At 69.8% G+C, this 12,213-nt stretch carries 9 protein-coding genes; 8 read left to right on the top strand and 1 reads right to left on the bottom strand.

Annotated elements, in window-relative coordinates; all coding sequences use genetic code 11:
• Positions 1-1,181: 1,181 nt before the first annotated feature.
• Positions 1,182-1,724, top strand: a complete 543-nt coding sequence (locus AB0J10_RS19150; protein WP_363063011.1) for a hypothetical protein — start codon at positions 1,182-1,184, stop codon at positions 1,722-1,724.
• Here the strand turns inward: AB0J10_RS19150 and AB0J10_RS19145 are convergent.
• Positions 1,669-2,541 carry a helix-turn-helix transcriptional regulator gene (locus tag AB0J10_RS19145; RefSeq protein ID WP_363063009.1) on the bottom strand — a complete coding sequence of 291 codons (873 nt, stop codon included), beginning with the start codon at positions 2,539-2,541 and terminating at the stop codon, positions 1,669-1,671. The genes AB0J10_RS19150 and AB0J10_RS19145 overlap by 56 nt on opposite strands.
• Before the next feature lie 630 nt (positions 2,542-3,171).
• Between AB0J10_RS19145 and AB0J10_RS19140 the strand changes: the two genes are divergently transcribed.
• The 7 genes from AB0J10_RS19140 to AB0J10_RS19110 all read left to right on the top strand — a co-directional run bounded on the left by AB0J10_RS19140 (position 3,172) and on the right by AB0J10_RS19110 (position 12,197).
• Positions 3,172-3,951: an alpha/beta hydrolase gene (locus tag AB0J10_RS19140; protein ID WP_363063007.1), complete on the top strand. Its 780-nt coding sequence runs from the start codon at positions 3,172-3,174 to the stop codon at positions 3,949-3,951.
• A gap of 119 nt (positions 3,952-4,070) precedes the next feature.
• The gene (locus AB0J10_RS19135; protein WP_363063005.1) at positions 4,071-4,763 is read left to right on the top strand and encodes a type 1 glutamine amidotransferase domain-containing protein; all 693 of its coding nucleotides are present in this window, start codon (positions 4,071-4,073) and stop codon (positions 4,761-4,763) included.
• Between the two features lie 90 nt (positions 4,764-4,853).
• Entirely contained in the window at positions 4,854-5,555 is a 702-nt protein-coding gene (locus AB0J10_RS19130) for a phosphoribosylanthranilate isomerase (protein WP_363063003.1), read from the top strand.
• The gene (gene upp / locus AB0J10_RS19125; protein ID WP_363063001.1) at positions 5,555-6,226 is read left to right on the top strand and encodes a uracil phosphoribosyltransferase; all 672 of its coding nucleotides are present in this window, start codon (positions 5,555-5,557) and stop codon (positions 6,224-6,226) included. The genes AB0J10_RS19130 and upp overlap by 1 nt, the downstream gene beginning before the upstream one ends.
• Before the next feature lie 88 nt (positions 6,227-6,314).
• A complete protein-coding gene (locus tag AB0J10_RS19120; protein ID WP_363062999.1) occupies positions 6,315-6,998 on the top strand; it encodes an NAD(P)H-dependent oxidoreductase in 684 nt (227 codons plus the stop codon).
• Between the two features lie 132 nt (positions 6,999-7,130).
• Positions 7,131-11,228 carry an amino acid adenylation domain-containing protein gene (locus tag AB0J10_RS19115; RefSeq protein ID WP_363062997.1) on the top strand — a complete coding sequence of 1,366 codons (4,098 nt, stop codon included), beginning with the start codon at positions 7,131-7,133 and terminating at the stop codon, positions 11,226-11,228.
• 9 nt (positions 11,229-11,237) lie between these two features.
• Positions 11,238-12,197 (top strand): pseudouridine-5'-phosphate glycosidase, encoded by a 960-nt coding sequence (locus AB0J10_RS19110; RefSeq protein WP_363062995.1) that lies wholly within the window; start codon positions 11,238-11,240, stop codon positions 12,195-12,197.
• Positions 12,198-12,213: the final 16 nt, after the last annotated feature.

Genomic DNA, 12,213 nt, shown 5'->3' with positions numbered 1-12,213 from the left:
TGAGGTCGGCCGACACACTCAGGGGGGAGCAATCCAACGTGCGTACGAGCGGAGCGGTTCGTGCTCCATGTCGGCCTGAAACACCTCGTGCCCAGCAGGCGCGGGATGCGGGGCTTTCGGACCGGACGCCCGGCTGCAAGCGGGTTTCGCGGTCCGAGAACTCGATCATGAACTGCCGCGACGAAGGCTTTTCCACCATTGCGCCGCGCTCACCACATGTCCGCGTTGGAATTCGTGAGCGGCTGCCCCGGTCGCGCCCGCCCGGAGCAAGCAGGCAATTCGTCTGCCCGGAACCGGTGCTCACGCCGGCGACGCTTTCGACACCCAGCGCCGCGTGATTGCGTTGGCGTCGCTTCCGGCGGTCCGGCCCGACGGCACGGTCAAGGATCTCTCGTCCGAACAGAAGGCTGCGCCGCGGGATTCGGCGGTCGGTCGCGACGCTTCGGCCCACGTCGCTCCTCCAGCGCGGATCGCATCGCGGTCGGCCGGGAGGGCGGCGGCCGACCGGGCAGCGCGGAACTCACGTGGGACTCGCTTCGCTCGGCGATCCGCGGCGAGTCCCGGTACGCCCGGCCGGGCCAGTGGAGAAGAGGTGTGGCGGCCGTGCGCGCGGGTGCCGCCGCAGGCCCGCGGAAGGACGGTCGCGTCGGCGAAGGCGGCACCGTCCGCCGATCCCGGGCTGTCGCACAGGTCGGCGGGCTCCGGCCGACCGGACGCGGCGCGAGGGCATCTCGGCGTCCTCGCACCACCACGTCGCCCGGCTCCCTCGGACCGCGAACGCCGGCGAGATCCTGTCGAAAGCCCCGGGCGTGGCGGCCGACTTCAAGAAACTCGTCAACAACGAAGTGAACCGATACGAAGAGGATTACGAGGCACTAGGGTTGCCACCGTGTCGACGATCTGAGAAAACAACGCGCGCGCGTGCCCTACGACTCCGCGAGCAACCGTGCACAGAGGGGGAAATGTGCCATGCCCAAGGCAGGCCGCCCGCAAACCTGGGGCCGAGAACCGGAAAGAGGGATCGACGATCGGTGGCAGCCCATCGGGGCCGGATCCACGGAATGAACCGGAGCCGTCGCCGCAGTCCCCAATCCGGAAGCGTCACCGGATTTTACCGCCATCTGCGCGTCAACCGACTGCGCTTTCAGGCCGAACAGGAAAGCGCGCGTCTGTTCGCTTCCATGCCGGTCCCGGATCCCTTCGACTTCGACCAGCTGGTCGGGAACATCGCGGAGGTCAAAGGCCGGCAGATCGTCATGAAGCCGATTCCCGACCATCTGACCGGACTCGACGACGTGTGCGGTCTCCTGATCAAACACCACACGTACCCACTCGACCTGCTACTCCACCCCAAGGGCCGCTCGCCGTCCGACGAACTCGAGTTGAAGGTGCACCAACTGGTGCACCTCTGGGCCGGGGACAACACCGGAATCGTCAGATCGCCCGGCATTCTGCGGGCCGGCACGGTGGAACCGGACACCGTGCTCCCGGCGACCGGGCCCTCGGAGCACGACGCGCTCATCGAACTACGCGCCGACAACGTGGCGCGGCTCATCGGCCAGAGGAGCACACACCAGTCCGTCGGCGGGGGACACCCGCCGCGAGCCGTCCCGCCGGTGGCGAAGCCCCCGCCCGGCCGTGAATCGCGGCAGCCGCCCGCCCAACCGGCTATGCCGAGCGCCTGTCCGCATCATCGGCCAGTATCTCCACCATCGTCTCGCTGATGAAGTCGCGGAGCTGGTCCCAGGATTCCTTGGGCATGTCCTGGCCCGCACCGCGCGCGACCATCACGGTGAACCTGTTGCGCACGGCCCGGGCCGAGAGGATGAGGGCGTCGACCTCCGGATCGTCCTGCCGGAAGTACACCGGCGGCACGTCGAAGGCGAGCGCCAGGGCATCGAGGGCCTCATCGCTGGGTTCGGCGACCTCTCCGGCACGCAGGGCCCGGAGCATCGCCCCGGTGAGCACCGCGGAACCGCTCTTCCGGTTCCCCTCGGACGCGAGGTGCGCGTCCGAGGGCGGCACCCCTCCATAGACCTCGATGCGCAGCGCCTCCAGTTTGCGGGCCACGCGGGCACCGTCGGGGGACGGCCCCTCCTCCGGCTCCTCGGGCTGCCCGAAGGAACGCCGCTGCGCGGCGAGCAGTTCGGCGCGGGTCACGTTGTAGGCGGCGGCCAGCGCCGTCACCGCCTGGTCGGACAGTGGCCGTTTGCCCTGTTCGGCGGCCCGCACCGGCATCGGTGACGAGGTATTGGTGTACCGGGCCGTGTCCGACTGAGTCATCCCCGCGTCGCACCGCAGGTCGGCGAGATTCGGCGATTCATTGCGCGGAAAGAGTTCATCCAGATCGGCATCCAGGAAAGCGGCGATCGCCGACAATCGCTCCGGGGGAGGAGCCGCCAAGCCGTTCTCCCAGCGATATACCGCGTTCACCTTCACGTGAAGCCCCGCGGCCAGAGTGGCCTGCGAGAGGCGTTTGATGACACGACGGTCACGCAACTTGCCGCCGTCGAAGACACGGTCGGGCACAGGCAGCTCCACAAGATGAGGGTTCAAGGGATTCTAGTGCCCCGCCAGGGGAAGGTCTTGACATCCGAGATTATCGACCTGGGTCAGCGCATACCACCAGAGGCGCGTCCGCCTTCGCGGACGCCGCCCGCACCGCGCTTCGCCCGTCACGTTCTTCCCATGTTTGCCGGCTTCCTCGAGACCATCGTGCACCCTCCGGAGGAAGCGGCGGATATCGAGTCATTCTTGGCCGTCTTCAAGCGATCCAGGAGCTTGACTGGATCAGCGGAAGTAGATAGATTCATCTTCGGGTGATCGAGGGGGCGAGTTCGGGGACGCCCCCTCCCGGGTCTCCGTGCACATAGCGCTCGCGGCACCACCGCGGTGCGCTCCGCCCGAGGCCGGTGCACCAACGCCGGTTCCCATCCGGTGTTGTGCGCCGGCGGCCATCCCGCCCCTGCACCATCCGTCCGACCTCCTCCCGGCGAAGCCGGACGGCATTCTCGCAATTCCCGCGCATCCGCGTTTGGGGAACACGGCGGCGCGTGTCCAATCCCATCCGTCCGGGGCCGACGGAATTCGCCGCACACCCCGCCCCGCCCACTTTCCGATTTCGCGCGCCCGCGCGTTCTTTTCCCACGTCGTCACAGGAGGCGATCTGTCATGCCCACGATCTCCGTCGGCAACTCGCGTGTCCACTACACCGTGACCGGTGAGGGTCCGGCCCTGCTGCTGGCGCACGGCGTGGGCAAGGGCGGCCAGGTCACCTTCGGCCACCTCGTCGAGGAGTTCGCACGCCGCAACACCGTCATCCTCCCCGAGCTGTCCGGCAGCGAGACCGCGACGGACGACGGCACGCCGCTGACCGTCGAACAGCTCGCCGACGAGGTCGCCGCCGTGATCGAGCACGCCGGTCTCGGCCCCGTGGACCTGGTGGGCTTCTCGCTCGGCGGGGCCGTCGTCGCCGCCACCGCCGCGCTTCACCCCGGGCTCGTCCGCCGCCTGATCCCGGTCGGCGGCCTGGTCAAGTCGGATCTCTACATCCAGAACCTGATCGGTCTGACCCTGAGCCAGAAGCACGACCCGAAGGCCTTCGGCCGCGTGCTCAGCACCACCGCCTTCAGCCCGCGTTTCATCCGCAGCCAGCCCAGCCTGAGCGACGTCGAGAACCTCGGCGCCGAGCTGAGCCCGTCCAGTGGCCGTATCCGCCAACTCGAGCTGCTCGTCCAGGTGGACATCCGCGACCTGGTCGGAAAGGTCGAGGCCGAGACCCTCGTCCTGGCCCCGTACCCGGACGCCGCGGTGCCGGCCGAGCACTCCCGCGAGCTGGCCGCCGCCATCCCGAACTCGTCCTACGCCGAGATCGACAGCGGCCACATGGTGATCTTCGAGAAGCCGGTCGAGTTCGTGAAGCTGGTCCAGGACTTCATCCACAAGGCCTGACGCCCGCCGGGCACCACCCGGCCCTTCACCACCATCCCGGGCGCGGCCCCGCCGCTCGACGTTCGCGTGGTCGCGCCCGACCACCCGCGGAGCACTCCGCAGCGATTCCAGGAGGAAGCATGGCCAAGATCCTGCTTGCCGTCAGCAGCCACGAGACCCTGGGGGACACCGGTAACCGGACGGGCTACAGCGTCTCCGAGGCGGCCCACCCCTACAACGTCTTCGTCGGCGCCGGCCACGAGGTCGACTTCGTCTCCGTGCGCGGCGGCGAGCCGCCGGCCGTCGTCTTCGACGGCGAGGAGAACGACCCGGAGATCATCGGCTTCCTCGCCGACGAGACCGTCAAGGCCAAGCTCGTGGCGACCCGCCGGGCGGCCGACGTGACCCCCTCCGAGTACTCCGCGATCTTCTACGTCGGCGGCCACGGAGCCATGTGGGACTTTCCCGACTCCCCGGACCTGGCCCGTATCGCCATGGACATCCACGGCCGCGGCGGCGTCGTCTCCGCCGTCTGCCACGGACCGGCCGCCCTCGTCAACCTGCGCCTGCCGGACGGAACCCACCTGGTGCGCGGCAAGCGCGTCGCCTCCTTCAGCAACGAGGAGGAGAACTCGCTGGGCCTCGTCGAGGTCATGCCCTTCCTTCTCGAGGACCGGCTGAAGGAGACCGGGGCGCTGCACACCAAGGCGCCGATGTACGAGGCCCACACCCAGAGCGACGGCCGGGTCATCACGGGGCAGAACCCCGCCTCCGCCGCCCCCGTGGCACGTCTCGTCGTCGCCGAGCTCGAGCGGGCCGCCGGCGGCCGCTGAGGCGTTCCCCGGCCGCACGGCCGTCGTCACCGGACGAATCCCATCGCAGACCGGCCCCGGCTCGGAACGACGGGGCCCAAGGAGGCACACGTGTACGGCTTGATCCAGGTCGCGGGCATCATCGACCAGTCCGAGGCCGACCTCATCATCGAGGAGGGCGCCGACTGGCTCGGCTTCGCCCTGCGCCTTCCCGCCAAGAACGAGGACCTGTCGGAGGCGGAGGCCGCGGCCATCGTCAAGGCGATCCAGCCCGACAACAAGGGCGTCATCATCACCTACCTGACCGACGCCGACGAGATCGCCGGCTTCTGCGCCGAGATGGGCGTCGGCGCGATCCAGCTCCACGGGGACGTGACCCCCGCCGAGCTGCGCCGGCTGCGCACACTGGCCCCCGACCTCTACGTCCTCAAGAGCCTCGTGGTGAAGACGGACAACATCGACGAGCTCCGCGAGGTCGTCGAGACCTCCGCCGAGTGGGTCGACATGTTCATCACCGACAGCTTCAACCCGGCCACCGGCGCCAAGGGGGCGACCGGGCTGACCCACGACTGGGCCGTCAGCGCCGAACTCGTCCGGATCTCCCCCAAGCCCCTGATGCTGGCCGGGGGGCTCACCCCGGAGAACGTCGCGGCGGCCATCGAGGCCGTCCGCCCCGCCGCCGTGGACTCGCACACCGGCCTGGAGGACCCCACCACCCGGCGCAAGGACCGCCAGAAGGTGCGCACCTTCGTACAGGAGGCCCGTCGTGCCTTCGCCCGGGTCGCCGCCGAGGACGGGCGGAGCCGGTCCTGATGACCACGCGAACCGAGCCGCTGCGGGGCGTGACCCACCTGCTGCCCCAGACCAACCGGCTGCGCGCCCTGCACTCGATCGTCCGCGACCACCAGGCCAGGCGGGAGGACTTCGTGCCCGCCGCCAACCGGATCATCCGCGGGCTCCTCGACGCCGCGCTGGACCTGCTCCCCTACGAGCCCCGCGACGTCCGCACCCCGGTCGGCCGGACCTACCGGGGCCTGTCCCTGGCCTCACAGGTCTACGGCGTCTCCGTCGCCCGGGCCGGCGACAGCATGGAGTCCGAGCTGCGCCTGATGGCGCCCGAGACCCGCCTGGGCAAGATCCTCATCCAGCGGGACAAGGTCACCAAGCTCCCGCACCTGCACTACGCGGCGCTGCCCTCCGGGATCGACCGGGGCCACGTGCTGCTCCTCGACCCCATGCTCGCCACCGGCGGCACCGCGCTGGCCGCGATCGGCGTACTGCTCGACCACGGCGTGCCCGAGGAGCACATCGTCTTCGTGAACCTGCTGTCCGCCCCCGAGGGGATCAAGGCCGTCCACGACCGTCATCCCGAGGTGCGGATCGTGACCTCCTCCATCGAGGAGCGCCTCAACGAGCACGCGTTCATGCTTCCCGGCATCGGTGACTTCGGCGACCGCTACTTCGGGACCGACATCCCGGCGTGAGCGCCCTCCCCGTCGGAGCGGGCGGGGCTCCGGGCCCCTGGAATCCCGCCGCTCCGGCCCTTCGACCACCGCACCAAGGAGGACTCCCGTGTCCACCGCCGACACAACCTCGTCGACGACGAAGATCGCGATCGTCTACTACTCAGGCACCGGCAACATCCACAGACTCGCCGTGGCCGCCGAGGAGGCCGCCGCGAAGACGGGCGCCGAGGTCCGGCTGCGCCGGGTCGCCGAGTACGTCGACGCCTCCCTGGCCCCCGAGTTCACCGAGTGGACCGCGGCATGGCGGGAGAACGCCGAGGCCATCGCGGGCATCCCCACCGCCGGCGCCGACGACCTCGACTGGGCCGACGCGATCCTCCTCGGCGGCCCCGGCCGGTTCGGCATGATCCCCGCGCCCCTCAAGCACTTCATCGACCTCGCCTGGCCCCTCAACGCACGCGGGGGCCTGTCGGGCAAGGTCATGTCGTCGTTCACCTCGACGGGCGCCCCGCACGGCGGCCAGGAGGCGACGATCCTGTCGCTGAACACCGTCTTCTACCACTGGGGCGGGATCATCGTGCCGCCCGGCATCACGGACGACATCATGACGGCGCCCAGCAACGGCAACCCCTACGGCGTCAGTTCGGTCTCGGGCAGGCAGGCGATTCCGGGCCGGCTGGCGGAGAACGTCACAGAGGACAACCTCGCCGCCATCGCCCACCAGACCCGCCGCATGCTGGAGGTCGCCGACACGCTGCGCAGGGGCCGGGCAGCCGACGCCGACCGGTGATCACCGGTCAGTGCCCCGGCACGGCCACGGATCACCCGGCCGGTGCGCGCGCCGGCCGGGTCTTCGTCACGGGCGGGTGACCACCAGGGCCCGCCCACCACACGGCACACACGCACACCCAGGGGGACTCACATGACCACGGACGCGTCCGACCGGACCCCGGCCACCCGCCCGTCGCTGCCCGAACTGCTCCTGCGCACCGCCGCCGACCGCCCGGACGACACGGCGGTGATCAGTGGCGGCGAGCACGTGACCTTCGCCGAGCTGGTGGGAAGAAGCCGAGGACTGGCCGGGCACCTGAGGGACCTCGGCGTGCGAGCCGACCAGTGCGTCGGTCTGTTCGTCGAGCCCTCGTCCGACCTGATGATCGGGGTGTGGGGGATCCTGTTCGCGGGCGGCGCCTACCTGCCGCTCGCCCCGGAGTACCCGGAAGAGCGCCTGCGCTACATGATCGAGCACTCGGGCGCGAAGGTGATCGTCGTCCAGGGCCACCTCGTCGAGCGCCTTGCGGCACTGGCCCCCGCGGACACCGTGATCGTCCGGCTCGAGGACGCCCGCGAGCCAGCCCCCGGCACGGACGTCGACATCGCCCCCGACTCGCTGGCCTACGTCATCTACACCTCGGGCAGCACCGGCCGGCCCAAGGGCGTCATGATCGAGCACCGCAGCATCGCGAGCCAGATGTCCTGGCTGCAGACCGCCCACGGCATCGACCGCACCCGGGTCATCCTGCAGAAGACCCCGATCAGCTTCGACGCCGCCCAGTGGGAGATCCTCGCCCCGGCCGTCGGTTCCGTCGTCGTGGTGGGCGAAGCCGGCATCCACCGGGACGCCGAGCGGCTGGTGAACGCGGTCAGGAGCCACTCCGTGACCACGCTCCAGTGCGTCCCGACCCTGCTCCAAGCACTCCTGGACACAACCGAGTTCGACTCCTGCGGCTCGCTGGAGCAGGTCTTCACCGGCGGCGAGGCCCTCTCGAAGCCCTTGGCCCGCACCTTCCTGGAGACCCTCCCCGGGTGCGAGCTGATCAACCTCTACGGGCCGACCGAGTGCACGATCAACTCGTCGTCCTTCACCGTGGCCGAGTCCACGGTCGACGACGGCCCCAACTCGATCTCCATCGGCGCCCCGGTCGACGCCACGGAATACCACATCCTCGGCCCCGACCTCACCGAACTGGCGGTGGGCGAGATCGGCGAGTTGTACGTCGGCGGCATCCAGGTCGCGCGCGGCTACCTGCACCGTCCCGACCTGACCGAACAGCGTTTCCTGGACAACCCGTTCGGTCCCGGACGGCTCTTCCGGACCGGCGACCTGGCCTGCTGGAACGCCGACGGCACCGTCCAGTTCACCGGCCGCGCCGACAACCAGATCAAGCTGCGCGGCTTCCGTGTGGAGCTCGACGAGATCAGACTCGCCATCGAGACCCACGACTGGGTCCGGCACGCGGCCGTGCTGGTCAAGGACGACCCGAGGACAGGTTTCCAGAACCTGATCGCCTGCGTCGAACTCGACCCGAAGGAAGCCGCCCTGATGGACCAGGGAAGTCACGGCGCACACCACCAGTCCAAGGAGAACAAGCTCCAGGTCAAGGCTCAGCTGTCGAACCCGGGCATACGGTCCCGGGCCGAGCTCGGCGACCTCCCCGTCCTCGACCTGCCCGGCCGGACACCCACACCGGCGCAGCGCAGCCTCGCCTTCGCCCGCAAGACCTACCGCTTCTACGAGGGCGGCGCCCCGGTGGCGGAGGCCGACCTGCTGAAGCTGCTGGCCCGCCGCCCCGCCGCCGTGCGCGGGCGGGAGCTCGCCGATCTGGACACCGGCGAACTCGGCGCGATCCTGCGGAACTTCGGGCAGTACCTGAGCCCGGAGCGGCTGCTCCCCAAGTACGCCTACGCCTCGCCCGGTTCCCTCTACGCCACCCAGCTGTACCTGGAGATCACCGGCTTCCCGGGAATCCGCTCGGGCATCCACTACCACCACCCGGTCGACCACCGACTGGTGCTGGTCTCCGAGACCGGCACGCCGGGAGACGCGGCCGCGGGCCCCCGGATCCGGGCCCACTTCCTGGGGCGGCGCGATGCCATCGAACCCGTCTACAAGAAGAACATCCGGGAGGTCCTGGAGATCGAGGCCGGCCACATGGTCGGACTCCTCGAGGAGGTCCTGCCGCAGTACGGCCTGGACGTCGAACCCGCCCCGTTCGTCCCGGAGGTCAAGGCCGAGCTACGGGTCGCCGACAGGGACCACTACCTCGGCGCCTTCGACTGGGTGCCGTGCCGGGGGCCCCGCACGGACGAGGACATCGACCTGTACGTGCAGATCCATCCCGGCAGGGGGCTGGACCGGCCGGCCGGGCAGTACCTCTACGAGGGCGACCGGCTGCGCTTCGTCTCCCCGGACCTGATCCTGCGCAAGCACGTCATCGCGATCAACCAGGCGGCCTACGACCGGGCGGGCTTCGGCATCTCGGTGATCAGCCGCAGCCCGCAGGAGTGGCGGCGCTACGTCGACCTCGGCCGCACGCTCCAGCGCCTGTCGATGAACGACCTCGACATCGGCTTCATGTCCTCGGGCTACAGCTCGCAGAGCGGCGACGACCTGCCCTCCGCCCGGCGGATCGACGCAATGCTGCGCGAGCTCGGCCGGCCCGGCGGGGCCTCGTACTTCTTCGTCGGCGGCCGGGTGAGCCAGGAGCAGCGGCGGCACGAAGGCATGCGGGAGGACGTGGTCCACATGCGCGGGCCCGCGGAGCTGATCCGCGACGACCTCGTCGACTACCTGCCGGACTACATGATCCCGAACAAGGTCGTCATCCTGGACGCGCTGCCGACCACCGCCAACGGCAAGATCGACCTCAAGGCTCTGGCCGTCTCCGACAAGGTGGAGGTGGGGGCGGCCGACCGACCCTTCGTGGCTCCCCGGAACGAGACGGAACGCCGGGTGGTCGGGCTGTGGAAGGAGGCGATGAAGCAGGAGAGCGTCTCCGTGCAGGACGACTTCTTCGCCTGCGGCGGCAACTCGCTGCTCGCCGTCGGCCTCATCAACCGGATCAATCGGACGTTCGCGGCCGACCTGCCGCTCGAGGTCATCTTCACCTCGCCGACCGTGGAGGGGCTGGCCCGCCGGATCACGGGCGAGTCGACGGGCGACACCTCGCGACTGGTCCCCCTGCAGGCGGAGGGCCCCGGACGCCCCATCCACTGCTGGCCCGGCCTGGGCGGCTACCCGATGAACCTGCGGCTCCTCGGCGAGCGGCTGGGCAGGGACCGGCCGTTCCTCGGGGTGCAGGCGCACGGGATCAACCCGGGCGAGACGCCCTACGGGACGGTCCGGGAGATGGCGGCCGAGGACGTCAAGGCCATCACGAGGCGGCAGCCGGAGGGGCCCTACACCTTGTGGGGCTACTCCTTCGGGGCCCGGGTCGCCTTCGAGGCCGCATACCAGTTGGAACAGGCCGGCCACACCGTCGACCACCTCTTCCTGATCGCCCCCGGCTCGCCGAAGGTCCGCTCGGACAGCGAGGTCGGCGAGGTCGGCGAGGTCGGCGAGGAGCGTGTCGCCACGTACCGGAACAGGGCCTACGTGACGATCCTCTTCTCCGTCTTCACGGGCACGACCAGCGGTCCCCTGCTGGAGAAGTGCCTCGCCGTCGTCGAGGACGACGAGGGTTTCGCCGACTTCATCAACGAGCACCTCCCGAACCTCGACGTCGGCCTGGTGCGCCGGATCATCCAGGTCGTCGGGACGACCTTCGAGTTCAGCTACACCTTCCGCGAACTGCGGGAGCGGCGGATCTCGGCGCCCATCACCATCTTCAAGGCGCAGGGGGACGAGTACTCGTTCCTCGACGGCAGCAGCGGTTACTCCTCCGCCCCGCCGACCGTCGTCGAGTTGGAGGCCGACCACTACTCCCTGCTCAGGGCACCGGACATCGACGAGCTTGCGACGGCCATCCGCCGGCGCCTGAACATCCGGAAGGACACCGTCATGCCTCACGTCAACATCAAGCACTTTCCGATGGCACTCAGCGACGAACAGCAGTCCGAACTGGTGTCGGCGGTGACCAAGGCGGTCACCAACGCCTTCGGCTGCGACGAGGGGGTGGTGTCGATCGCGGTCGAGCCGGTCGACCAGGAGCTCTGGAACGAGGAGGTCTACATCCCGGAGATCGTCAACCGCAGACACATCCTCAGCAAGGTACCGAACTACGGCCCCGACACCCACTGAAAGACGGCTGTGACGACTACGACCTCACTTCCCCACAAGGACATCCCGCTCGTCTTCGGTGCCGAGGTGGCCGACGCGCTCCACGACGGCCGCCCGGTGGTCGCGCTGGAGTCCAACGTCATCACCCACGGCCTGCCGTACCCGGACAACGCCGCGACGGCCCGCAAGGTCGAGGAGGCCGTCCGGGCCGGCGGCTCGGTCCCGGCCACGATCGCCGTCGAAGGCGGCAAGATCGTGGTCGGCATGACCGACGCCGACATCGACCGGTTCGCCTCGACTCCCGACATCCCCAAGGTCAGCAGCCGGGACATGCCCGTCGTCCTGGCGCAGGGCCGGATGGGCGCGCTGACGGTCGCCTCCTCCCTGGTGGCGGCCGAGCTCGCGGGCATCCCGTTCTTCTCCTCGGCCGGCATCGGCGGGGTGCACCGGGGCGCGGACAGGACCATGGACGTGTCCTCCGACCTGATCCAGTTCACCCGCTCCAAGGTCGCGGTGGTGTGTGCCGGCGGGAAGAAGATCCTGGACCTGGGCCTGACGCTGGAGTACCTGGAGACCCAGTGCGTACCGGTGGTCTCGTACCGGTCGGACGACTTCCCGGCCTTCTACTGCGTGTCCAGCGGTTTCCGCAGCCCGCTGCGGCTGGACGACGACGAGGTGATCGCCCGGTCGATCGAGAACCACTGGGCGTTGGGCAACAACAGCTCGTTCCTGATCACCACGCCGGTCCGGCCGGAGGAGGCGATCGACGGCGACGAGGTCGACGCGGCGATCACCGAGGCCATGACCGCAGCCGACCGGGACGGCATCCGGGGCCAGGCGATCACGAAGTACCTGATGCGTGCGGTGGATGCGGCCACGGGAGGCCGCTCGTCCAGGGCCAACATGGCCGTGCTCATCAGCACGGCCGAGGTCGGCGGCCGGCTGGCCGCGGCGCACGCCCGGCTCCGGGCCGGGTCCCTGTCCGACTGACCGAGGCTCCCTCCGC

It is taken from the genome of Streptomyces sp. NPDC049887, from assembly GCF_040656535.1.
Lineage (GTDB): Bacteria > Actinomycetota > Actinomycetes > Streptomycetales > Streptomycetaceae > Streptomyces.
Note: the sequence above shows the minus strand (reverse complement) of the source record. Positions and strands in the feature narration are given on the sequence as shown.